The sequence below is a fragment of the Priestia filamentosa genome, from assembly GCF_900177535.1.
Taxonomy (GTDB): domain Bacteria; phylum Bacillota; class Bacilli; order Bacillales; family Bacillaceae_H; genus Bacillus_I; species Bacillus_I filamentosa.
Map to the genome: position 1 here is coordinate 1097852 of NZ_FXAJ01000001.1, position 23354 is coordinate 1121205.

Annotated in this window: 21 protein-coding genes and 1 pseudogene; 16 read left to right on the plus strand and 6 right to left on the minus strand. The window is 36.6% G+C overall.

What is annotated here, in order from left to right:
• The first annotated feature begins 116 nt into the window (after positions 1-116).
• The 12 genes from B9N79_RS05675 to B9N79_RS05730 all read left to right on the plus strand — a co-directional run bounded on the left by B9N79_RS05675 (position 117) and on the right by B9N79_RS05730 (position 13629).
• Positions 117-1649 carry an ABC transporter substrate-binding protein gene (locus B9N79_RS05675; protein WP_085117948.1) on the plus strand — a complete coding sequence of 511 codons (1533 nt, stop codon included), beginning with the start codon at positions 117-119 and terminating at the stop codon, positions 1647-1649.
• Positions 1650-2579 (plus strand): nickel ABC transporter permease, encoded by a 930-nt coding sequence (gene nikB / locus B9N79_RS05680; protein ID WP_019392209.1) that lies wholly within the window; start codon positions 1650-1652, stop codon positions 2577-2579.
• Between the two features lie 11 nt (positions 2580-2590).
• A complete protein-coding gene (locus B9N79_RS05685; protein WP_040056444.1) occupies positions 2591-3403 on the plus strand; it encodes an ABC transporter permease in 813 nt (270 codons plus the stop codon).
• Between the two features lies 1 nt (position 3404).
• Entirely contained in the window at positions 3405-4121 is a 717-nt protein-coding gene (locus B9N79_RS05690) for an ATP-binding cassette domain-containing protein (RefSeq protein ID WP_040056443.1), read from the plus strand.
• Entirely contained in the window at positions 4112-4861 is a 750-nt protein-coding gene (locus B9N79_RS05695; protein ID WP_019392212.1) for an ABC transporter ATP-binding protein, read from the plus strand. Before B9N79_RS05690 ends, B9N79_RS05695 begins: the two co-directional genes overlap by 10 nt.
• 192 nt (positions 4862-5053) lie before the next feature.
• The gene (locus B9N79_RS05700) at positions 5054-5782 is read left to right on the plus strand and encodes a polysaccharide deacetylase family protein (RefSeq protein ID WP_019392213.1); all 729 of its coding nucleotides are present in this window, start codon (positions 5054-5056) and stop codon (positions 5780-5782) included.
• Between the two features lie 3 nt (positions 5783-5785).
• The gene (locus B9N79_RS05705) at positions 5786-6364 is read left to right on the plus strand and encodes a DedA family protein (protein WP_019392214.1); all 579 of its coding nucleotides are present in this window, start codon (positions 5786-5788) and stop codon (positions 6362-6364) included.
• Positions 6365-6372: 8 nt separating this feature from the next.
• On the plus strand, positions 6373-7515 hold the full coding sequence (locus B9N79_RS05710) for an MGDG synthase family glycosyltransferase (RefSeq protein ID WP_372450205.1): 1143 nt from the start codon (positions 6373-6375) through the stop codon (positions 7513-7515).
• A 713-nt stretch (positions 7516-8228) separates the two neighbouring features.
• Entirely contained in the window at positions 8229-9926 is a 1698-nt protein-coding gene (locus tag B9N79_RS05715; protein WP_040056441.1) for an NAD-dependent malic enzyme, read from the plus strand.
• 76 nt (positions 9927-10002) lie between these two features.
• Positions 10003-10959, plus strand: a complete 957-nt coding sequence (locus B9N79_RS05720; protein ID WP_019392217.1) for an AEC family transporter — start codon at positions 10003-10005, stop codon at positions 10957-10959.
• 172 nt (positions 10960-11131) lie between these two features.
• The gene (locus tag B9N79_RS05725; protein ID WP_239695515.1) at positions 11132-11884 is read left to right on the plus strand and encodes a MerR family transcriptional regulator; all 753 of its coding nucleotides are present in this window, start codon (positions 11132-11134) and stop codon (positions 11882-11884) included.
• Between the two features lie 5 nt (positions 11885-11889).
• Positions 11890-13629: an ABC transporter ATP-binding protein gene (locus B9N79_RS05730; RefSeq protein WP_040056438.1), complete on the plus strand. Its 1740-nt coding sequence runs from the start codon at positions 11890-11892 to the stop codon at positions 13627-13629.
• A 35-nt stretch (positions 13630-13664) separates the two neighbouring features.
• Here the strand turns inward: B9N79_RS05730 and fumC are convergent, their stop codons facing one another.
• Positions 13665-15053 carry a class II fumarate hydratase gene (gene fumC / locus B9N79_RS05735; RefSeq protein ID WP_019392220.1) on the minus strand — a complete coding sequence of 463 codons (1389 nt, stop codon included), beginning with the start codon at positions 15051-15053 and terminating at the stop codon, positions 13665-13667.
• A 291-nt stretch (positions 15054-15344) separates the two neighbouring features.
• Here fumC and nirB point away from each other — a divergent pair, with 291 nt between their 5' ends.
• Both nirB and nirD read left to right on the plus strand, forming a co-directional pair.
• Positions 15345-17756 (plus strand): nitrite reductase large subunit NirB, encoded by a 2412-nt coding sequence (gene nirB / locus B9N79_RS05740; RefSeq protein ID WP_040056437.1) that lies wholly within the window; start codon positions 15345-15347, stop codon positions 17754-17756.
• Positions 17757-17769: 13 nt separating this feature from the next.
• The gene (gene nirD / locus B9N79_RS05745; protein WP_046217680.1) at positions 17770-18090 is read left to right on the plus strand and encodes a nitrite reductase small subunit NirD; all 321 of its coding nucleotides are present in this window, start codon (positions 17770-17772) and stop codon (positions 18088-18090) included.
• Between the two features lie 30 nt (positions 18091-18120).
• Here the strand turns inward: nirD and B9N79_RS05750 are convergent, their stop codons facing one another.
• Entirely contained in the window at positions 18121-18543 is a 423-nt protein-coding gene (locus tag B9N79_RS05750; protein ID WP_019392223.1) for a pyridoxamine 5'-phosphate oxidase family protein, read from the minus strand.
• An 81-nt stretch (positions 18544-18624) separates the two neighbouring features.
• Complete coding sequence (locus B9N79_RS05755) at positions 18625-19419, minus strand: N-acetylmuramoyl-L-alanine amidase (protein WP_019392224.1); 795 nt, start codon at positions 19417-19419, stop codon at positions 18625-18627.
• A gap of 182 nt (positions 19420-19601) precedes the next feature.
• Between B9N79_RS05755 and B9N79_RS05760 the strand changes: the two genes are divergently transcribed.
• Entirely contained in the window at positions 19602-20015 is a 414-nt protein-coding gene (locus B9N79_RS05760) for a hypothetical protein (RefSeq protein WP_040056436.1), read from the plus strand.
• Between the two features lie 34 nt (positions 20016-20049).
• Here the strand turns inward: B9N79_RS05760 and B9N79_RS05765 are convergent, their stop codons facing one another.
• A complete protein-coding gene (locus B9N79_RS05765) occupies positions 20050-20643 on the minus strand; it encodes a YhcN/YlaJ family sporulation lipoprotein (RefSeq protein WP_046217678.1) in 594 nt (197 codons plus the stop codon).
• A 260-nt stretch (positions 20644-20903) separates the two neighbouring features.
• Between B9N79_RS05765 and B9N79_RS05770 the strand changes: the two genes are divergently transcribed.
• Complete coding sequence (locus tag B9N79_RS05770; protein WP_019392227.1) at positions 20904-22277, plus strand: aspartate kinase; 1374 nt, start codon at positions 20904-20906, stop codon at positions 22275-22277.
• A 188-nt stretch (positions 22278-22465) separates the two neighbouring features.
• Here the strand turns inward: B9N79_RS05770 and B9N79_RS26930 are convergent.
• Together B9N79_RS26930 and B9N79_RS05780 are read right to left on the minus strand one after the other, a co-directional pair.
• Positions 22466-22843, minus strand: a pseudogene (locus B9N79_RS26930) (glutamate ligase domain-containing protein); the annotation flags it as partial.
• Positions 22729-23184 carry a Mur ligase family protein gene (locus B9N79_RS05780; RefSeq protein ID WP_048896840.1) on the minus strand — a complete coding sequence of 152 codons (456 nt, stop codon included), beginning with the start codon at positions 23182-23184 and terminating at the stop codon, positions 22729-22731. The gene B9N79_RS05780 and the pseudogene B9N79_RS26930, both read right to left, overlap by 115 nt.
• Positions 23185-23354 lie beyond the last annotated feature (170 nt).

Here is a 23354-nt window from a genome sequence, read left to right on the forward strand (position 1 = left end):
AGGTGGTTAGAATGCCTGTTTTCTTAAACTTTATGAATATAAAAGCATGTCTAACCTTTGAAAGGGGAGACATGCTTATTTTTTTAGCCTAGATCAATAAAAGGAGAGAGAAGAAAATGAAAAAAGCACGCAGTTATTCGGTTATTTTAGCTCTATTATTTTTTATTTTTCTAGCTGTAGCAGGCTGTTCAGAAGGACAAGATAGGGCAGAGTCAGACTCAAAAAAATTATCTTTTGCATTTCCATGGAGCCCAAAGAGCCTTGATCCACACGGCAGCGATAGCTGGGAAGTAATGCGATCTGGTGCAGGTGAAACACTTGTAAAACTCAATGAAGATTTAAAACCAGAACCTTGGTTAGCAAGCAGCTGGGAAAGAAAAGATCGCAAAACGTGGACCTTCACATTAAAGAAAAATGTAAGCTTTCATAATGGAGAGAAAATGAGTGCTGAAAGTGTAAAAAAATCGCTTCTACGTTCAAATGAAAAAGATTCAAAGGTTAAAGATTTACTAAACTTGGAAACTATCCGTGTTATCGATGATCACAAAATTGAGATTGTTACAAAACAACCAAACGAAGCTTTAATTTCACATCTAGCTGATCCATCTACAATTATTGCAGAGGTCTCTACATTAGATGAAAAAGAGGAATATCCTGCCCTTACAGGAGCTTTTAAATTTGAGAAATTTAACAAAGACGAATCGCTGATTATGAAGAGAAATGAGGAATACTGGGGACAGAAAGCAAGGGTTAAAGAGATTGATATAAAATTCATATCAGATGGAAATACGAGACTTATGGCTTTACAATCAGGAGATGTTGACGGTGCTGTTGATATTTCAACAGATCAAATTAGCGTGCTGAAAAACAGCGACAATATCAATGTCTTAACTGCTCCTTCACTTCGAACGCATATGATGATGTTCAATATGAGCTCAGCTCGCGTAACAAATCTTTCCGTTCGACAAGCAATTGATAAAGTCTTACCGAGAGAAGAGATCTTAACGTCTATTATGAAAAATGAAGGAACGAAAGGAAACGGCCCATTTCCAGAAGTATTGTCTTTTGGAAAAGTAAAGCAGAGCCAAGAAAATCAGTCTTTTGATTCGTTAATGAAACAAGGAGGCTATACGAAAGAGGATGGAGTATGGACTAAGGGTGGAGAGCCTTTGCAACTAACAATGCTGACTTTCCCTCAACGACCAGAGTTGACGGTAATGGCTGAAACGATTCAAAGCTCACTATTAAAAGAAGGGATAAAAGTAAAGGTAAGAAGCGTGGAAAATATTGATGATGTTCTTGCGGAGGATAATTGGGACTTATCGATGTATAGCATGCTGACAGCACATACGGGAGATCCTCAATACTTCTTAAACTTGTTTTATAATTCTAAGAGCCCAGCAAATGTAAGTCATTATAATTCAGCTGAGGTGGACAAACTGTTAACAGAGTTAAATCAAACTTCTGGAGAAAAAGAGCGTGAAGAAATCGCAATAAAAATCGGTAATCAAATTAATAAAGATATTCCCCAATCATTTATCGTTTATCCAAATACCGTATTTGGAGTGAATGAAAAGGTGAAAAACTTTGAGCCAAGTCCAATCGAGTATTACTATATTACTCCAAATATTGATGTGAGCATGTCTTAAATGATTCGCTTTATCGCTGAACGCGTTGTACAGCTTGTTCTTGTTGTTTTTCTTATGTCAACCTTCACATTTTTATTGCTTAGGCTAGCCCCCGGAGATCCTGCACGCCTTATGTTAACAGCTCATAACGTGCCTGCATCACAAGAAGCGTTAGATAGCGTAAGAGAAGAGCTTGGCTTAACAAACACACTCCCCGTTCAATATGTGCATTGGATAACAGACGTATTTACAGGACAGTGGGGAGTGTCCTATATGTCAAAACAGCCTGTACTTGAAGAAATTGTGAGAAGAATTCCAGCCACATTTGTACTAGCCCTAGGCGGTTTAGGGGTTATGCTTTTTATGACTTTTCTTTTTGGAATGTCTACAGCCCTCCGTTCACAAGGAATAGTGAATCGTTTTGGGAAGGGCCTTGCGCTTGTTGGCTCATCTCTCCCATCATTTTGGCTAGGATTTTTACTCATATATATTTGTTCTGTAAAGTATCAGTTGCTTCCTTCAATGGGAAGGGGAAGCTTAGAAAATTTAGTACTGCCAGCTATTACACTCGGTTTTGGACTTGGAACAGTTTATGCCCGCGTATTCCGAGAGCATTTGCTTGATGTTTTACAAAAGCCTTTTGTGAAAGCAGCAAGAGCAAGAGGTCAGTCTGAGTTATCTCTTTTAACAGGTGAAGTATTGAAACATGCTATATTACCAATAATTACGATGACAGGGACGAGCTTTGCTTTTATGCTTGGCGGGAGTATCATTGTTGAAACAGTTTTTTCTTGGCCTGGACTAGGCCGTTACATCATTGATGCGATTAATATGAGAGACTATCCTATTATTCAAGGGTATGTTATTTTTACAACTTTTTTATTTGTGCTAATTCATATTTTAATAGATATATTGTGTAGTTTTGTTGACCCTCGGTTACGGGCCAACTAGGAGGAAAAAGAATGACACATCAGTTTTATAACAAATATAACCGAGGGATGAAAGGTTTAAGCTTTCTTATCGTTCTTTTACTTGTGGGCCTGTTAGCCCCTCTTTTAGCACCGCATAATCCTTTAGATACGAATTTGTCCCAGCGGTTACATCCGCCAAGTTCTACTTATCCATTTGGCACAGATCATGTTGGAAGATGCATACTGTCTCGTATTTTGTATGGCATGAGAATAAGTGTTGGAGGAGCTTTCCTCATTATGGTTAGTACGCTTCTTATTAGCCTTCCAATTGGTCTTTTAGCAGGATATAAAAGTAGAAAGGGTACCTTTTTTCTACGCATTATGGATGGTTTTCTAGCTGTGCCTGATATTGTTCTTACTATTGCTATTGTTGGTGTGCTAGGGCAAGGATTTATAAATATGATGATTGCGGTTGTAATTGTTCGGTGGGCAAACTATGTGCGCATTGTGCGTAGTTTTGTTTTAAATATTTGTGAGGAAGATTACATAAAAGGAGCAAGAATGGCTGGAAATACGCACTTTCAAGTGATGATAAGGTATATTATTCCACCTATTTTTACGCCACTTGCTGTTTTTATCTCTCTTGATATGGGCAAGATTGTGCTTTTAATGGCAGGGTTATCTTTTCTTGGATTGGGTGTACAACCACCGACGCCTGAGTGGGGAGTTATGCTTCATGATGGAGCTTCTTATTTTCAAAGTGCTCCACACGTTATGCTTTTTCCAGGGCTCTTTGTTTTACTTTTTGTATTGGCATGTCAGCTTATAAGCGAAGATTTAAAAAAGAATAGTGGTGAACGTTAAATTGAAAAATGACGCGTTGTTGCAGGTGGAAAATTTAGAAATCTCCACAATTACAAAGGAGAAGAAGGTCCCTCTCATAAAAGGAGCTTCATTTCATATTCACAAGGGAGAAATTGTTGCTTTAGTAGGAGAGAGCGGTTGTGGAAAAAGCCTAACAGCTCATGCCTTAGTTGGCCTGCTTGAAAAGAACTGTGAAGTGACAGGAGGAGCCATTTATTATAAAAATAAACGTTTGGATGACAGAAATAAAAAAGATTTTCAACGGATAAGGGGCCGTGAAGTCGGCTTGCTTATCCAGGAATCTTTGAATGGTTTAAACCCGCTTCACACTGTGAAAAAACATATAAAAAGAACGCTTAAAAAGCATAGAGATATACCAAAGGATAAAAAGCATATTTATGAGCTCTTACAAAGTGTTGGATTTAAAGATCCAGGCTATATTTTATCTTCCTATCCTTTTGAACTTAGCGGTGGTATGCGTCAGCGTGTTCTTCTCTCGTTGATGCTTAGTTTAAAACCATCTCTTCTTATTGCAGATGAACCAACAACAGCTCTTGACACCATCAATAAAGAAAAAGTAATGCAGTTGCTAAAAAAACTTCAAAAACAATATGGGTTAACTGTTTTGCTTATTTCTCATGATCAAGAGAGTGTGGCAAGAATTGCAGATCGAGTCATTAGAATGAAGAAAGGAGGGAAGATAAGCGTATGTTCTTAAAACTAGAGTCAGTTACAAAAGAATATCAAATACAAAGACGCTTTCGTTCCTCCTCTATAACCGCCGTGGATACGGTAAGTTTGAATATAGAAAAAGGAGAGCGGGTGGGATTAGTCGGTGAGAGTGGAAGTGGGAAAAGTACATTAGCAAAACTAATTACAAAATTTGAGAGCATTACAAAAGGTGAAATTTTTATAAATGGATGTTCTGTACATAATAGGAATTTGAGCGAGCTTGAGCTATATAAAAAAGTTCAGCTCGTTTTTCAAGACTCCTCTTTTTCCCTCTCTCCGCGGATGTCTGTTAAAGCTCTTATAGAAGAGCCGTTGCGAAATTTCTTTAAGTTGAATAAGGAAGAAAGAGAGAAGAAATGCTTTTCGTTGATTCAAAAAGTCGGTCTTGATGAAACATTCTTAGAAAGATATCCAGGAGAGCTAAGCGGAGGGCAGAAGCAGCGAGTATGTATTGCAAGGGCAATAGCTGTAGAGCCTGAGCTTATTATATTTGATGAAAGTCTCGCAAGCCTTGATCAACCGGCTCAAATGTCTATCATTAATATGCTTCTTAGTTTACAAAAAGAAAAAGGGTTAGCATACCTATTTATTACCCATGATTTAGCATCAGCAAAAAAGCTTTGTGAAGGGATTGCTGTAATGTACAAAGGGAAACTGGTTGAAGTAGTAAAAGACTGGAAAACCGAACCGTTTACACATCCTTATGCAAAACTCCTTTTTTCATAGAAATGAAGTAAAAACCATCTTAATTATAGATGGTTTTATTTTTTACCATAAAAAGTAATCGAAAAGAACTATAATTAACGCTATAATACAAAGAAAAATGAAAATCAGCTTGATTATTCTATATTTTTGAAACGCTTTAAGGTTTCAATCGTTATAATAGAGGAGAAAAAGTGAAAGGAAAGAGGGGAGACCTTGTTTATTGTAGAACTATTATTTGTTGCAATTATCTTGTTTTTTATTTACAGCATTTTGCCAACGCTTTTCATTCGTTTGTCTTCTCTTCGTATTGTGAAGAAAGGCGTAGGAGAAAAAAAGATTTCTCTCACTTTTGACGATGGTCCACATCCTCAATATACGAAGAACCTTCTTGATTTATTGAAAAGGCACAATGTAAAAGCAACTTTTTTTGTTGTAGGAGAGCATGCTTTAAAGCACCCGCACTTATTGAGAAGAATGGTTATTGAAGGCCATGAAATAGGGATTCATCACTACAAGCACAAAAGTGGATGGTTTTTAACACCCGGAAAATTGAAAAAGGAACTCAAAATGTGCCAAGAGGCGATCGAGCATATTACAGGAAAAGAAGTGAGATATTATAGACCGCCATGGGGCCATTTTAATATATGTACACTAGCATTAGCAAAAACATATCAAATTATTATGTGGTCTGTAATCTTACAAGATTGGAAAACCGAAAAGGGAGAAAGTACTCTCTCAAAACGCTTAATCGAAGGGCTTTGTGATGGTCATATTTATCTTTTACACGATAATGGTTCCACATTTGGAGCTGAAGAACAGGCTCCTCGTGTTATGATTGAGCAGCTTTCTTTGTTTTTAGATGAAATGCACAAAAGAAATTTCACCTGTGTAAGCTTACAAGACCTTATAGTGGGGAAGAAACACTATAGAATAGGACATTAACAAATGAATGTAGATCAAATTACTGAGTATTTACTAACATATGGATATTGGATTATTTTACTTGTGTTATTTTGTGGAATTGTTGGAATACCAGCTCCAGAAGAGACGTTTCTTGTTTTTATAGGGATGCTTATTGCCAAACATCAGCTTTCATTTTATGGAAGCATTGGAAGTGCTTTTGCAGGAACATTAGTTGGAATGCTCTGTGCCTATTTTATAGGAAGAAAAGTTGGGAATCCATTTGTAAAGAAGTTTGGTAAATACATTAAGATCACAGAGGAGAACAGGGAAGAAACGTATAGTAACTTTAAACGTCATGGGAAGCTATCAACGTTGTTATGCTTGTTCATTCCGGGTTTTCGTCAAATAACGCCGTACGTAGCTGGAATCACAGGCTTTCCAGTTCTTTCATACCTGTTTTTTGCAACGCTTGGAAGCGGCTTATGGGTTGTATTGTATATTATAGGCGGTTATTTTATTGGAAATCGTATCCCTGTTGAATATGTCTCGTTTTTAGGACTAGCAGCATTGATTGGGTTTATTGTTGTAATCATTGTGAAAAAACGAAAGAAAACAAGCTAAATGAGGAGGTGCATTCCTTGAAGAAAGTTCTTTTTTTACCTTTATTTCAAATGCCATCTGGTCATCACCAAGTGGCAGATGCACTTATGTATGAAATTGAAAAAACAACAGAAAATGTAACATGCAAAAAAGTAGATTTCTTAAGCTATTGGAATAAACATATCGAGAAAGTGGTGGAATCTAGTTATTTAAAAATGATCCATGCTTTTCCTAATATGTATGACTGGGTTTATCGCAATTTTATGTACAACCAATTTACAAACAAGCAAGTTTCTTTACTAAATCGCATTTATAGTTTGCGTTTTGAGGAAAAGATGCTTCAGCTAATTCAAGAAGAGCAGCCTGATTCTATTGTTTGCACACACTGTTTTCCTTCCGCTATTCTAAGTCGCTTAAAGCAGCGCAAGGCCATCAATATTCCCGTTGTGAATGTATATACAGATTTCTTTATCAACAGTATTTGGGGCGGGGCTGAAATTGACTACCATTTAGTGAATGATATGCAAATGAAGCAAGAACTTATCCAACGTTTCTCTATTCCTGCTTCACATATTTTTATAACGGGAATTCCTGTAAACGGGAAGATTGGAAGAGAGTGCAGCTCTTCTAAAAAAATGAAAAAGCAGATTTTAGTTGCAGGGGGAAGTATTGGATTAGGGAAAATGAATGATTACCTCCAGCAAATTAAACATTCAAGCAATTATCACTATACCGTTTTATGTGGGAAAAATGAAAAACTGTATGAAGAATTGAAGAGATGGAACATACCGCATATTGAACCAAAGGCCTTTATTTCTTCTCGTGAGGAAATGAACGAATTATATGCAAGAGCAGATGCACTTGTAACAAAGCCAGGAGGAATTACAATTAGTGAAGCATTAAAGCTAGGGTTGCCTATTTTTATTCATTCTTCACTTCCAGGTCAAGAGCGGATCAATTTAAAACGAATCATTGATAAAGGGCTGGCTGTACTGCTTCATGAAGACCAAGGATTTGAAGAACAGCTTTCAATTGTTCTAGAAGATAAATGGAAAAGAAGAAGTCTTATTAAACGAATGGAAGATATGGTAAACAAACGCGAAAAAATTGCATATGAAATTATTGTAGATATTGCTGTTAAAACCTCGTTTCTTCATGTACGTCATATTTAATAAGGAAAGTTTGTAAGTAACTTTTTCAATTGAGGTGTTAAATGAATGTAAGGTGATAATATGAAAAGCTATTATTTCTTTCTCTTTTTTGAGCTATCCACCTTCATCTTTTAAGTACTTCATTGAAGAAAAAGCGTGCTTTCTAACCCTTTTTGATCTTCTGTTTTAGGTGAAATTAGGGTGAAAAGTCTCCTTTAAAAAGGATAATATGGTCTTTTAGGGCAAGATTTAAGAAAAATGAATGAGACGAAGAAGGAAAATTCTCAGAAAGTGTTTTTCTGTAATTTGTAATTATTATGGAGAAAAATAGTAAAAACCCTCTTTTGAAAGAGGGTTTTTTTTATTTACAAATTTATTGAGAAAGAAATAAAAGCCTGATGCTTTGAAGGATAAAGAAATCTAACTCTTTAAAGATGGAAAAATACGAAAATAAAAGACACATTAAAATAATTTATGTTATTTAAAAAAGAGATTGATTTTTCATAATTTAATTTACTTACTTAATATGTAGATGCTTGTTTTCCAAAAAACAGGGGTATATAATATCCTACTGTAGGACATAAGTCAATGGACGATTGATTAAAAAATGTGTACAAATTAGAAACAAATAGCTTTATGGTAAAGATAAAATACCAATACACAATTAGGGGTACTATAATGTGTGAGTATTTGTCTTACACCTTGTGCACGAGAACATTAAAGGAGCGGATTTTATGCGTCACTTACACGTATCTTCTGATGCGATTGAAACAACTTTAAGAGGAAAAGACGTACTAGCAATGCCAATGCTTAATAAAGGTGTGGCATTCACTGAAGAGGAAAGAAAAGAACTTGGACTTGAAGGTCTTCTTCCTCCAACTATTTTAACACTTGATGAGCAAGTAAAACGCGCTTACGAGCAGTTCAAAGCTCAGCCGGATAACTTACGTAAAAATGTTTCTTTAAATGATTTGCATAATCGTAATGAAGTGCTATTTTATAGACTTTTAACAGATCATCTTAGTGAAATGCTTCCAGTTGTCTACACGCCAACTGTTGGACAAGCCATTCAAGAATATAGCCATGAATACCGCCGTCCTGGTGGGGTATATCTTTCAATTGATAATCCAGAAGGTATTGAGCAAGCGTTCAAGAACACTGGAAAATCACCTGAAGATATTGATTTAATGGTTATTACGGATTCTGAAAGTATTCTTGGAATTGGTGACTGGGGTGTTGGTGGAATTAACATCGCGATTGGTAAATTAGCTGTTTATACAGCAGCTGCGGGTATTGATCCAAGCCGTGTGTTACCAGTGGTTCTTGATGTTGGTACAAACAACAAAGAACTTTTAGAAGATCCACTTTATATTGGAAATCGTCATGAACGTATTCGCGGGGACCGCTATAACGAATTTGTCGATACATTTATTGAAAAAGCATTAGAACAGTTTCCAAATGCACTTCTTCATTGGGAAGACTTTGGTAATGTAAATGCTCGCCACATTATCGAAAAATATGGAAAGAAAATTTTAACGTTTAATGATGATATTCAAGGTACAGGAGCTGTTACACTTGCCGCTGTATTCTCAGCTGTTCAAGTAACAAAAACACCGATTAGCGAACACCGTGTTGTTATCTTTGGACCAGGAACAGCAGGTATCGGAGTTGCTGATCAAATTCGTGATGCAATGGTTCTTGATGGAATTTCTAAAGAAGAAGCACACGCACGCTTCTGGCCAATTGACTATCGTGGCCTTTTAACTGACGACATGGATGATTTATTAGGGTTCCAAGAACCTTATGCACGTAAGGCCTCAGAAGTTGAAGGATTTGCACGTGATGAAGAAGGCAAAATTTCACTATTAGAAGTCGTTAAACAAGTGAAGCCAACAATCTTAATCGGAACATCTGGTCAAGCAGGTGCGTTTACAGAAGAAATTATAAAAGAGATGGCAAAACATGCAGAACGTCCAGCCATTTTACCGATGTCTAACCCAACAAAACTTGCTGAAGCTGTTCCGGAAGATTTACTAAACTGGACAGATGGAAAAGCTCTCATTGCAACAGGTAGTCCGTTTGATCCTGTAACATACAAAGGTGTAACCTATGAGATTGGACAATCCAACAACGCATTTGTATTCCCTGGATTAGGTCTAGGTTCAATTGTCGTAAAAGCAAAAGTTATTACAGACAGTATGTTTGCAGCTTGTGCTGATGCTGTAGCAAAAATGGTTGATAGTGCTAAACCTGGTGCATCACTACTTCCAAGCATAAAACAACTTCGTGAGGTTTCCGTATCAGTAGCCATCGAAGTTGCAAAAGCAGCAATTGAAGACGGTGTTGCTGAAGAAGTACCAGAAGATGTAGAAAAAGCGGTAAATGATGCAATTTGGAATCCTATTTACCGTACAATCAAAGCAACTAAATAAGCATTAACAGAGATTGAGGTTTGAGTTTCTCCACTCAAGCTTCTCTCTTTGCTGTTTTATTTTAAGGAGGATTTTCATGGGAATTGAGCATATTCTTGTTATTTTAGCCCCCATCTTTTTCGTTATTGCACTAGGCTATTTAGCAGGATACTTTAAAAAATACAATATGGAAACATCAAAGGGGCTTAACACGTTTGTTACAAAATTTGCGTTACCTGCCCATTTATTTGTAGGGGTTGTCACAACATCAAAACAACAATTTATTGAAAAATGGCCGTTTGTTGTAACTATGTTTCTCGGTATTGTTGGTTTTTATATTATTCTACTTATTGTTTCTCGTTATGCTTTTAAAATGGATTTAACAGGAGCATCAATGATTTCATTGAACTCTGCTCAACCAACGTTCGCTTTTATGGGGATTCCTGTACTAGGGAGTTTATTTGGAGCAGACGCAGTAGCAATTCCAATTGCCATTACAGGGATTGTTGTAAATGCACTTTTAGATCCACTTTCTATTATTTTCGGTACAATTGGACAACGTGGAGATAATAAAGATGAAAAAAGCGAGAGCTTGTGGAAGATCACCATTAAATCGGTTCTTCATGGTTTATCAGAACCGCTTGCATGTGTTCCGCTTATTGGGATTGTCATTGTATTAATTGGCATTCCAATTCCTGAGCTTTTCAATGATATGTTAAACCAAATTGGTACAACAACATCTGGTGTAGCACTGTTTGCTGTTGGGGTAACAATTGGAGTGCGTAAAATTAGTTTCAGCGTTGTGTCATTTGCAATTGCATTATTAAAAGTTGCTGTACAACCACTTGTAATGTTAGGAATTGCTACAATGATTGGTCTTTCAGCAGACGATACAGTAAAAGCAATGTTACTTGTTGCTTTCCCAGGCTCTGCGGTTGCAGCACTAATTGCAACGCGATTTGAAAAACGCGAAGCAGAAACAGCTTCAGCTTTCGTTATTAGTGCTATCCTTTCGTTGATTACGTTACCAATTCTTATTACATGGTTAATGTAACAAAATATGATTTATAATGGAAGGCATTTTTGAACATTAAGGAAAAAAGAACTCTACTTTTTAAGTAGAGTTCTTTTTTTGTGAAGCTTTTTTCTATAATAGAGGAAAAAAGTCTTGCATCTTACGTAACGTAACGTTTTAAGATAGAGAAGGAAAGGAATGATGGAAGGTGATGAAATATAGCATTGGTCAGTTTGCAAAGAAAACAGGTGTTACGGTAAGAACATTGCGTTATTATGAAGAAATCGGCTTATTAATTCCGGAATGCACAAAAACCAACCGGCGTTTTTATTGTGATTCGCATCTTAGCTCTCTACAAAAAATTATTTCATTAAAGTATATCGGTCTTTCGCTTGAAAAAATTAAGGAGTATCTTAATGAAGAAGTATGGGACCTGCGGCAAAGTCTTCTGTTTCAACGACAAATCATGGAGAAGGAAAGAGAGAAACTTACAAATATTATTAAAGCGCTCGACAATGCGCTGGCAGTTTCTAAAGAACAAAAAGAACTAAGCCCTTCTATATATGTAGCTATTATTGATAGTTTTCAAATGGAAGAAAAAAGTAAGAAAGCATTGAAGCAAATTTTACCGGAAGATACAATTGATCGTATTTTTAACATTTCAGATGAAGAGCAAATTTTGCTGAATCAAAAATGGGTTAACATTTTTGTAGAACTAACAGATCTTTATAAGGAAGGAAGAGAATCCAATTCGCTTCTTGTTCAAAAATGTATTGAAAAAGTATATGATTTGCTCGTATCTTTTGTAGGTGAAGACTTATCTTTAATAACAGAAATAAAAGAAGAAGATTTTCCGCAAGACTTATTGAAACTTCCTTCCCCTTTTTCAGAAAAACAGCAAAAATGGATGGATGAAGCTTTTGAGCACCACTTTACTTTAATAGAAAAGAAAGAGAAAGGATAAGGAATATGGAGAAGGAAAATACAAAAGCAAATTTAGCTTCCTTTTGGAAGTTACTAAAAAGCATAAAGCTTCCTAAAGTTATTATGATAACAGCATTAACGTTAAGTTTATTAGAAACAGGGGCTGCTCTTATTGTTCCACTTTTTACAAAAAATTTAGTAGATAAAGCTGCCTCATCTGCTCTTGAGACATCTGTCATTGTTATCCTCATTCTTGCCTTTATGTTACAAGCTATTTCAGGGGGGATTTCCTCCTATCTGATTATGTACGTAGGGGAAATTGTGGTCTCTCGCTTACGAAGTAACCTTTGGCGGAAAGTTCTTTTCTTAGAAGTTCCTTACTTTGATAAGCATCAGTCAGGTGAAACAATGAGTAGAATTACACAAGACACAAATACAATTAAGACTCTTGTGACTCAGCATCTTGTTTCATTTTTAACAGGGATTGTCTCAATTGTGGGATCTGTTATTATTTTGCTTTTCATCGATTGGAAAATGACACTTGTTATGGTATTAGCGGTTCCTTTTTCTCTACTTCTTATTATTCCATTAGGACGAAAAATGTACAGAATCTCAAAAGCGACTCAAGATGAACTTGCTTCATTTTCAGGAGAGCTTGGGCGTGTGCTTGGTGAAATCCGTCTTGTGAAAATGTATAGTGCAGAAAATGTAGAGGTTGAAAAAGGAGAGGAAGGAATTAAAAAGCTGTTTCGCTTTGGATTAAAAGAAGCGCGAATTCAGTCTGTGCTTCATCCCTTTATGACGCTTATTATGATGTTGGTAATTGTGGTTCTTATTGGATATGGGGGAGTGAGGGTTGCTTCTGGAACTCTTACCGCTGGATCTCTTGTTGCGATTATTATTTACATGTTCCAGATTATCGTTCCATTTAGTCAGATGGCTACATCTTTTTCTGCTCTTCAAAAAGCACTTGGGGCAACAGAGAGAATTGGAGAAATGCTGAACTTACGAACGGAAGAAAAACAGAAAGGAAAAAATTTAGAAGAAGCACTTGAAGATATTGAGCTTAAGGATATTTCTTTTTCTTATAACAATGAAACCCCTATTTTAAAAGATATTAATCTTCGCATTCCAAAAGGAAAAACAACTGCTTTTGTTGGTCCAAGTGGTGGGGGAAAAACAACGCTATTTTCGCTGCTAGAGCGATTTTATAAGCCAACTTCAGGAAGGATTACAATAGGGGAAGAAAATATTGATAGTTTTACACTTTCTTCTTGGAGAAAAGCAATTAGCTATGTTTCACAAGAAAGTCCTATCATGTCAGGAACAATTCGAGAGAATATTTGTTATGGAGTAGGCAGAGAAGTGAGCGATGAGGAAGTAAAAAAAGCTGCTAAACTTGCTAATGCAAAAGAGTTTATTGATAATCTTTCAGATGGGTTTCATACAGAGGTAGGAGAAAGAGGAATAAAGCTTTCAGGAGGACAGCGTCAGCGCATAGCTATTGCAAGAGCTCTTATCAGAGATCCGAAAATTTTGTTTCTTGATGAAGCAACATCTAGCTTAGACAGCTCTTCAGAACATCTTGTGCAACAAGCTTTAAATCGTTTAATGAAAGGACGAACAACTCTTATTATTGCTCATAGACTTTCTACTGTTGTTCATGCTGACCAACTTGTTGTAATTGAAAAAGGAGAAATATCAGGTGTTGGAACACACGAAAATCTTTTGAAGAACCACAACCTTTATCAAAAGCTTGTGCAGCAACAGCAAACGGAAAGATAAAAAACGTGCGGTATAGAAACCGCACGTTTTTTTATTTAAACGGAAGGGCTAATCATGTTTTCAGGTTTTACAACTTTGTCAAATTGCTCTTCTGTAAGAAGATCTAATTTTAGAGCCGCTTCTTTTAATGTTAATCCTTCTTGATGAGCATATTTAGCAATTTTAGCCGCATTTTCATATCCAATATGAGGATTTAAGGCTGTTACAAGCATAAGTGAATTTTGAACATTTTCTTGGATTTTTTCCAAGTTTGGTTCAATTCCTACGGCACATTTATCGTTGAATGCTTTCATTGAATCGGCAAGAATTCTTGCTGACTGAAGGAAGTTATAAATGATTACCGGTTTAAAGACGTTAAGTTCAAAGTTTCCTTGACTTGCTGCAAATCCAATTGTTGCATCATTTCCCATTACTTGAGAAACAACCATTGTCATTGCTTCACTTTGCGTTGGGTTTACTTTTCCTGGCATAATAGAGCTTCCTGGTTCATTAGCAGGGATTATAATCTCTCCAATTCCGCAGCGAGGACCGCTTGCTAACCAGCGTACATCATTAGCAATTTTCATTAAGTCTGCCCCAAGAGCTTTTAAGGCACCGTGTGCGTATACAACTTCGTCATGACTTGTTAAAGCATGAAATTTATTCTGAGCAGAAGTGAATGTTTTACCAGTGATTTTACTAATTTCAGCTGCTACACGATCTCCAAATTCAGGGTGCGCATTAATGCCTGTACCAACAGCCGTGCCGCCAATAGCAAGCTCTTTTAGGTAGCCTATGCTTTCTTCTATCATTTTTTCACTTTTTTCAAGCATGCGGAACCATCCACTAATTTCTTGACCAAGTGTAAGAGGAGTGGCATCTTGAAGATGTGTACGACCAATCTTAATGATTGAATCAAACTGCTCTGATTTTTGTTGGAACGTTTCTTTTAACGTACGTAATGAAGGAAGAAGATGATCCTCAACTGCGATTACGCCTGCAACATGAAGAGCCGTTGGAAACGTGTCATTTGAGCTTTGAGACATGTTAACATCATCATTTGGGTGAAGACGCTCTTCGCTTCCTGTTTCTTGTAAAATTTGATTTCCTCTGTTCGCGATTACTTCATTTGTATTCATATTTGATTGTGTACCGCTTCCTGTTTGCCAAACAACAAGTGGAAAGTGGTCTGTTAACTTTTCTTCAATTACTTCATCCGCAGCTTTTGCAATTGCGTCTGCTTTTTCTTTTGATAATTTTCCTAAGTTATAGTTACTTAGTGCCGCGCTTTTCTTTAAAATAGCAAATGCTTTGATCACTTCAAGAGGCATTTTTTCTGTTCCAATTGGGAAGTTTTCTTTGCTGCGCTGTGTTTGAGCAGCCCATAGTTTGTCTGCTGGTACTTTCATTTCGCCAAGCGTATCTTTTTCAATACGGTATTCCATTGTAGATCCCCCTTGAAATAAATAAATTAGTGGTTGTCTATTCAATATTACCATATTTTTATGATATGGTCACAGCGCTTTCATTTTTCTTTCCTTTATTCTTTTTCCTCAGAAGTGTTTTTCTTCTAGAACGCAAGCCCTCCATGACAGAAAGCGTTTTCTGGCATTGGTTAAATTATCAGAATTTACAAAAAAACATGTTAGGAAAACTCACAAAATGATTTTAAAAAAGACGCAAGTTTGTAAATATGTAAATACAATACATGTTTTAATTCCAGAGGGGGAACTGTAGTGGAAAAGCAAAAACTTGTTGTAATTGGAAATGGAATGGCTGGTGTTCGAGCTGTAGAAGAGATTTTAAAATTAGACCCTAATCGCTTTTCGATTACGATTTTTGGGAGTGAGCCACATCCAAACTATAACAGAATTATGTTATCAAAAGTTCTTCAAGGGGATACGGAGATTTCAGATATTGTGTTAAATAGTCTAGAGTGGTATGAGGAAAATAACATTACTCTTCATAAAGGCGAAGAAGTAATCAAAATTGATCGTGAATCTAAAACGTTATTCACTAATAAAGGGCGCGAAGAAAGCTACGATAAATTAATCATTGCTACAGGTTCAAACCCGCTTATGATTCCATTCAAAGGAATAGACAAAGAAGGCGTTGTTACATTTAGAGATATAGCAGACTGCGAAAAAATGGTGGATGCATCAAAACAGTACAAGAAAGCAGCTGTTATTGGAGGTGGACTTCTAGGGCTTGAAGCGGCGAGAGGATTGCTCAATCTAGGGATGGAAGTCGATGTTATTCAAAATATGCCGTACGTTATGAATAGACAGCTTGATGAAACAGCTGGAAATTTGCTTCAAAAGTCGCTCGGAGACCAGGGAATGAATATTCTTGTTAATCATGATACAGACGAGTTTTTAGGCGAAGAGAGGGTAACGGGAATTCGCTTTAAAGACGGTTCAGAAATAAAGGCGGATTTGATTGTAATGGCGATTGGAATTGTTCCAAATACCTCTCTTGCAAAAGAAAGTGGTTTGACGGTTAATCGAGGAATTGCCGTTGATGACCACCTACAAACGAGCGACCCGGACATTTTCTCAGTTGGAGAGTGTGCTGAACATAGAGGAATTGCTTACGGACTTGTTGCACCGCTTTATGAGCAAGGAAAAGTATTGGCACATCGCATTCTTGAACAGGAGTGTGCTCCATATGAAGGTTCTGTTTTGTCCACACAGCTTAAAGTGTCAGGTGTTGACGTATTTTCAGCTGGAGAGTTTATGGAACATGAAGTGGAAAATGCCTATGCCATTAAAATATTTGATGAAGTATCGAATGTTTACAAAAAGCTTCTTATAAAAGATGAGAAATTAATTGGAGCTGTTCTTTTTGGTGATACAAAGGATGGAAATAAACTTTTCCAAATGATTCAAAAAGGAAGCACTCTTGAGGGATTGAGTCCAACTCTTTTCTCAACAAATAGTGGAAAAGAAGAAAGTCTTGTTGCCTCGATGAGTGATGATGACATTATCTGTGGCTGTAATGGAGTTTCGAAAGGCACCATTTGTAGCGCGATTTCAGAAGGCGGATTAACGAGCGTTGATGAAGTCAAAGATGCCACAACAGCGTGTCGCTCGTGTGGAGGCTGTAAACCACTTGTAGCTGAACTGATTAGTTTAACAGCCGGAAGTGAAGTAGAACAAAAAGAAGCGATTTGTTCATGTACGACTCTTTCTCGCGATGAAGTTGTAGCAGAGATTAAAGAAAAAGGATTAACACACAGCAAAGAAGTAATGAATGTTTTAGGATGGAAAAATGATGAAGGATGTTCAAAGTGTCGTCCAGCACTTAATTACTATCTTGGCATGATCGATCCAGAGCAGTATGAAGATGAACGCGAGTCTCGGTTTGTAAATGAGCGAATGCATGCCAATATTCAAAAAGATGGAACATTTTCCGTTGTACCGAGAATGTACGGTGGTGTTACAAATCCAAAAGAGCTTCGCAAAATTGCTGATGTTGCAGATAAATATAATATTCCTCTTGTTAAAGTAACAGGTGGACAGCGATTAGATCTCCTTGGAGCAAAGAAAGAAGATTTACCGAAGATCTGGGAAGAGCTTGATATGCCGTCAGGATACGCGTATGGAAAAACGCTTCGCACTGTTAAAACGTGTGTAGGAGAGTCATTTTGTCGCTTTGGTACTCAAGACTCTATGGGGCTTGGCATTAAGCTAGAGAAGAAATTTGAACGTCTTCAAACCCCACACAAAGTAAAAATGAGCGTTTCAGCTTGTCCGCGTAACTGTGCAGAGTCAGGGATTAAAGATGTTGGGATTGTAGGAATTGAAGGAGCTTTTGAAATTTATGTTGGTGGAAACGGAGGAACCCACTTAAGAGCAGGAGATTTACTTTGCAAAGTAGCGACAGAAGAAGAAGTGATGGAAATGTCATCAGCCTTTTTACAATATTACCGCGAAAATGCAAATTACTTAGAGAGAACCTCAGCTTTTGTTGAGCGCGTTGGTCTTGCTCATATTAAAGAAGTGCTTGATAACATAGATACAAGAACAGAGCTTAACATTCGAATGGATAAAGCCTTAGCTGTCACAACAGATCCTTGGCGTGAAATTATTGAAAGTAAAAATACGAAAAATGAACTCTTTACAAATGTAATGCTTCAAAAAGGCTAAGGGGGAAAAATAGATGAAAAGCACAGTAAAGTCAAAAGTAGAGATTGGACATCTTAGCGATTTTCCAGAGCGGCTTGGAAAAACCGTTATTGTAGGGGAAGAAGAGCTTGCTGTTTTTAGACTGTCAGATCAAAAGGTGAGAGCTGTCACAAACAGATGTCCACATAAGAATGGTGTACTTGCTGAAGGGATTGTGAGCGGAGAATTTGTTTTCTGTCCGATGCATGACTGGAAAATATCCCTTCAAGATGGAAAGGTACAGGCTCCTGATGTAGGGTGTGTGCATACTTACGAAGCTATTGTGGAAAATGAAAGAGTATATATCATGATATAAAAAACGCGAGTTCTTTGAACTCGCGTTTTTTTATACCGTCACTGTTTGTGGTTTTTGACCTTTTTCATTCATAAGACGAATTTGAGAAGGAGTAATTTTTAAGATGATATAGTTTGGATCATCTTTTCCATCAAACCAGTGCTCGAACTCGTCTTCCCAAAGCTCGTTTTTCATTTTTTGATCTTCATAAATTTCAGCAGTACCTTCAATTTCAACATATGAGTCTCCCAAACCTTTACCATCATAACCTAGTAAAATATGAACGTTTGAGTTTTTTTCGATTTCTTCTGTTTTATGTGTTTCTTTGCTTGTTGGCGTATAAAGTGTTAAATCGTCATTAAAAAATGTCATGTAACGAGAATTTGGTTTGTTTCCTTCAATTGTTGCAAGTGTACCAATCTTATTATTTTCTAATACTTTTGCAATTTTTTCTTTTACATCTTTAACTGTCATAATCATTTCACTCCTTTGTTTTAACTCTTATTCCTATTATTCCATCTTTAAAGAGTTGTTAAACATGAAGAGTGTGTTCAACTACTGAATTATGACAGTAACGATAAAACTTTTAAACTCTTTTTCTTGTAGCACTTGCACAAATTCATGTGCTTTTTGAAACGATTGAAAGCTTCCAGAAACAACGGAATACTCTTTATTTTCATCTTCTTTTTCAATGAGGATGAAAGTTTCGATACCTGTTTCAAGAAGCTCTCCTTGCCTGATAAGAGCTTCTTCCTCTGTCTTGAAGTTTCCTGTTATAACACGATAGTACATTATCTCAGAAACAGTTGGATGCAGATTGAAAAATGCAGCAATTCCTTGCGCATGCCCTCTAGCAATCATTTTTAGGTAGGTCTTATCTTGGAGAAGTTTTGCATCCTCTACATTAGAAATGAAGCCGTTCTCAGTAAGGATAGCAGGCATATTAGTTTCTCTTAGTACGAAGATATTAGCCTTTTTTTGTCCTCGGTCTGGGATGGTAATTGTTCTAGTAATAGATCCGTGTAAAACATCCTGTAATTCAAGACTGTTAGTAGATTTTGTGTAAACGAAATCTTCGTACCCTCTTCTTGTTCTCATGCTGCTCGCATTACAATGAATGGAAATGTAAAGATCGGCATTCCAGTTATTAGCGCTTTTCACCCGATCATGTAGAGGGATAAACACATCATGATCACGGCTCATTTTAACTTGCACGTTTTCATAATTAAGAACGAGAATTTCTCGAAGGAATAGGGCTATTGATAGGTTAACCTCTTTTTCAACAATTCCATTTGCTGTAGCTCCTGAATCTGTTCCACCATGGCCAGGATCAATGAATACTTTTAGCATTGTGTCATCTCCTTTCATTGTCTCTTACCGTATCGTATGAAAGAAAAAGAGAGTAAGCGTAGATAAAACAACTAGATTAAGAGAGTTTTTTCACTATTTTTTCTTCTTTTGTCTAAAACAAATAGAAAAAACGTCTAAAAAAAAGAGTGGACAATATAATAGAAGTAAAAGGAGTGAAAGAGATGGTTTTTGCTGCTTCTTTATACCTTGCAGCGGGCTTTTCATTTCTCATTGGAATGAAAAGAGACGTTAAGTTAAAAGTTGGGGGAATTTTTACAGGGCTTTTTCTTCTCTTTTTAGGCGGTGTCTTTTTAATTCGCTATAAAACCGGCTATTATGGTCTTTCAGAACAAGAGTGGCTAGATAAAAGTGGCGTAACAGCATTAGGGGATTGGGTACTTCCTTTTTATTTCATTGGTTCTTTTTTATTGCTTTTTTTGATTGATTATCGTTTTTTCTATGTGGCTTTTACGAGTAAAGGAGTTTCGAAATGGGGGCTGCTTTGTCTAACAAGCCTATTTAACGTGCTCTATTTAATTGGATTTGCCATTTGTCTTGCGCTTGTTACGGTGAGCCTTTATCCAATCTGGCAATAAAACGCCTCATTCTTAATGAATGAGGCGTAATTGTTTAGCGACCTTCTGGGAAGACGCGACGTACAAGCTCTGAGAACTCTTGTCCAATGCCTTCAACAGGTTTGCCATTTTGAATGTCGTTTACATAACCACCAACGCGTTTTACAAAGTCTGGGTTTGAAGATACGTACACTTCATCAACATTATTGTCCGCTTTTTTCACTACATTTCGTACTTTTTCTTTCATTTTATCTGTCATTTCACCTTTTTGGTTGTTATCCAATACAGTAGCAACGTAAGCGTTCTCGCCTGTTACAATGACGTGAGCTGTTTTTACTCCATCAATCTTTTCGATTTTTCCTTTTAAGTTCTGATCCACGCGCATATCGTCGTTATTATTGTTGTCGTTGTCATTGTTATCACGATTTGTGTCATTGTCATTATTGATTTGGTAAGGCTCACCATCGTTCATATCATAGTTATTCATATTGTTATCTGTTGCATCGTTCATCCCGCGATCATAATCAGCATTGTAGCGAACATCCCTCGCATTATTGTCCATCCCGCCTTGACCTTGTTGGTTGTCATTTGCTCCACAGCCTGTTGCTAGAAGAAGAACAGCACCAAGAGTAAAAATAGAAAATTTCAAAGTGTTCACTCCTTTGTAGTATTGATACGTTTGTTAATTTGCGTCATAAAGGTGCACATTATACAAAGGATGAAAAAATATATCATAAAAAGCAAAAGAAAAATGCTTTTGTACCTTTAAAAAATACATTTGTTCTTGGTGAGTGGAATTTTTGAAAGTTTTTTTCAATAAAAGCTTAATTTTTTGAAAATTTGTGCTATGATAGTAACAATATTTTATTTCAGCATTGTAAACAATCTATTGAAGAAGGTGTATGAGGAATGAAAGTAGCAAAATTTGGTGGAAGCTCTGTCGCGAGTGCAGAAAAATTTATGAAAGTTGCGGATATCGTCATGGCGGATCAGGAGAGACGTATTGTGGTAGTTTCTGCTCCAGGAAAACGATTTAAAGACGATGTAAAGATGACAGATTTGCTCATTGCTTTAACAAACCAAATTTTAACAGGAAATTCCTATGCGGAAGAGTTTAAAGCAATTATTGTGCGCTATAAAGAAATTGCAGATGGCTTGAAGATAAAAAGTTATATTTGTGATGAAATCGCAGAAAACCTTCAGGACATTATTGATACATACAAAGAAGACGCTAATCGTCTATTAGATAGTGTAAAAGCAAGTGGTGAAGACAATAATGCAAGGCTTATGGCTTTTTATCTCCAAAGCTTAGGTTTAAAAGCGCAATATGTAAATCCAAAAGAAGCGGGCATCTTTGTAACAGACGAGCCAGGAAATGCTCAAGTTCTAGAACAATCGTATAGGGAGCTAGCCAATCTAAGAAAACGAGAAGAAATTCTGGTTATTCCTGGGTTTTTTGGCTACTCAGAACAAGGAAATATTGTAACATTCCCGCGGGGAGGGTCTGATATTACGGGTTCCATCGTAGCAGCGGGTGTAAAAGCAACAATGTATGAAAACTTCACCGATGTAGATTCTATCGTATGCGTTAATCCTACAATTGTAGAAAAGCCAAAGGATATTAAGGAAATTACGTATAGAGAAATGCGCGAGCTATCTTACGCAGGATTTTCTGTTTTCCATGATGAAGCTCTTCATCCTGTTGTAAGTCAAAAAATCCCTGTTTGTGTAAAGAACACGAACAACCCACAAGCGCCAGGGACGTTAATTGTAGCAGAGCGTGATTATTTAAAACAACAGGTGGCAGGAATTGCAAGTGATGAAGGCTTTTGTAGCATTTATGTTTCAAAGTATTTAATGAATAGAGAAATTGGTTTTGGACGTCGACTGCTACAAATTTTAGAGGATGAAGAGATTTCGTATGAGCATACGCCATCTGGCATTGATGATATGTCTATTATATTGCGAAAATGTCAGCTTACAAATGGAAAAGAAGAAAGGGTGCTTGAGCGCATTCAAAAAGAACTGAAGGTTGATGATGTTAAAGTCCAGTACGGTTTAGCTTTAATTATGGTAGTAGGAGAAGGGATGACAAGCTCTGTTGGAGTAGCAGCTAAAGCAACAAATGCATTCGCCGAAGCGGGAGTAAACCTTGAACTGATTAACCAAGGATCTTCAGAAGTAAGTATGATGTTTGGCGTAAAAGAAACAGAACTAAATAAGGCTGTGCAATCTCTGTACAAAGCATATTTTGAACAACCTGTATCAGCGTTAACTTTATAAAAAAGAGCGGTCAATTTTGACCGCTCTTTTTTATACGAAAACTTTTTGTTGAAATATTGATGAATTGCATCGTATTCACAGTATGGAACATTTTCTTTTCTAATGACTTGATAGCCACCAAAACCAAGACCAGTTAGTACAATAAGGTCATCTTTCCCCGCAAGTGAAAGAGCTTTATGAATACCGCGTTCACGATGAAGTTCAACATGAACGGAAGATGAAGAAAAGCCCTTCATCACATCCTCTGCAATGTTTCTTCTATTATATGAACCAGGATGATCAACAGTAACGACGATTTCATCAGCTTTTCTATCCGCAGATTTTTCAATGAAGGGATGCTGCTTTGGATCTCTTAGTCCAACGCCTTTCACCATCAAAATCAAACGTTTATGAAAAATATATTTAACAGTTTTAATAAGACTTTCTAATGCTTCTGGTGTATGGGCATAATCTAGAATAATTTGATGACTTGGATAATTGGTGAAAATCTGGAATCTTCCTTCAGGCTTGTAATAAAGTTTGCTGCTTTGAAAAGATCTTGTAGGGATATTTTTAGGTGAAGACATGCAGAGAAAGCTGCAAGAAAGTTCGCGATATTATGATCTCCATGAATGGGAGCTTTGACAAGGTAGTTATCTCCGTATACGTGCAGTTGAAAGACTGTTCCCGTTTTCTCTAATTTTATGACCTTAGCAAAAACATCTGCCTTTTGTCTCATACTATATGTAATAACTTGTCCTTTAAATAAAGATAAAATGTTTTTGCTCATTCCCTCATCATCTAGATTAACAACAGCTTTCTTAGCACGTGTAAAAAGCTTCAATTTTGCCTTTTTGTATTCTTCAAAGCTATGGTAAAAATCTAAGTGATCTGACGTTAAATATGATGTCTCTAAAAAAGTATGCAATCATGCTTTTTACGGTCATAAGATATTTCGCTTCATATTAAACTAATGGCATAAAAATGTATTTGGTTTCTATATTTCAAAAAAGATATTTTACAATTTACGGAAAGTATACTTTGTGAAACCGATTTACTTCAGCGAAAAAATAGTAAAGAGGTTTAAAAAAAGTTGAT

Excerpts from the sequence above, each read along its gene's own strand:
- B9N79_RS05705 (WP_019392214.1), top strand. The coding sequence starts at position 5,786 with ATGAATGTAGATCAAATTACTGAGTATTTACTAACATATGGATATTGG.
- B9N79_RS05715 (WP_040056441.1), top strand. The coding sequence starts at position 8,229 with ATGCGTCACTTACACGTATCTTCTGATGCGATTGAAACAACTTTAAGA.
- fumC (WP_019392220.1), bottom strand. The coding sequence starts at position 15,053 with ATGGAATACCGTATTGAAAAAGATACGCTTGGCGAAATGAAAGTACCA.
- nikB (WP_019392209.1), top strand. The coding sequence starts at position 1,650 with ATGATTCGCTTTATCGCTGAACGCGTTGTACAGCTTGTTCTTGTTGTT.
- B9N79_RS05730 (WP_040056438.1), top strand. The coding sequence starts at position 11,890 with ATGGAGAAGGAAAATACAAAAGCAAATTTAGCTTCCTTTTGGAAGTTA.
- B9N79_RS05720 (WP_019392217.1), top strand. The coding sequence starts at position 10,003 with ATGGGAATTGAGCATATTCTTGTTATTTTAGCCCCCATCTTTTTCGTT.
- B9N79_RS05760 (WP_040056436.1), top strand. The coding sequence starts at position 19,602 with ATGGTTTTTGCTGCTTCTTTATACCTTGCAGCGGGCTTTTCATTTCTC.
- B9N79_RS05685 (WP_040056444.1), top strand. The coding sequence starts at position 2,591 with ATGACACATCAGTTTTATAACAAATATAACCGAGGGATGAAAGGTTTA.
- nirD (WP_046217680.1), top strand. The coding sequence starts at position 17,770 with ATGAAAAGCACAGTAAAGTCAAAAGTAGAGATTGGACATCTTAGCGAT.
- B9N79_RS05725 (WP_239695515.1), top strand. The coding sequence starts at position 11,132 with ATGAAATATAGCATTGGTCAGTTTGCAAAGAAAACAGGTGTTACGGTA.
- B9N79_RS05695 (WP_019392212.1), top strand. The coding sequence starts at position 4,112 with ATGTTCTTAAAACTAGAGTCAGTTACAAAAGAATATCAAATACAAAGA.
- B9N79_RS05755 (WP_019392224.1), bottom strand. The coding sequence starts at position 19,419 with ATGCTAAAAGTATTCATTGATCCTGGCCATGGTGGAACAGATTCAGGA.
- B9N79_RS05675 (WP_085117948.1), top strand. The coding sequence starts at position 117 with ATGAAAAAAGCACGCAGTTATTCGGTTATTTTAGCTCTATTATTTTTT.
- B9N79_RS05750 (WP_019392223.1), bottom strand. The coding sequence starts at position 18,543 with ATGACAGTTAAAGATGTAAAAGAAAAAATTGCAAAAGTATTAGAAAAT.
- B9N79_RS05770 (WP_019392227.1), top strand. The coding sequence starts at position 20,904 with ATGAAAGTAGCAAAATTTGGTGGAAGCTCTGTCGCGAGTGCAGAAAAA.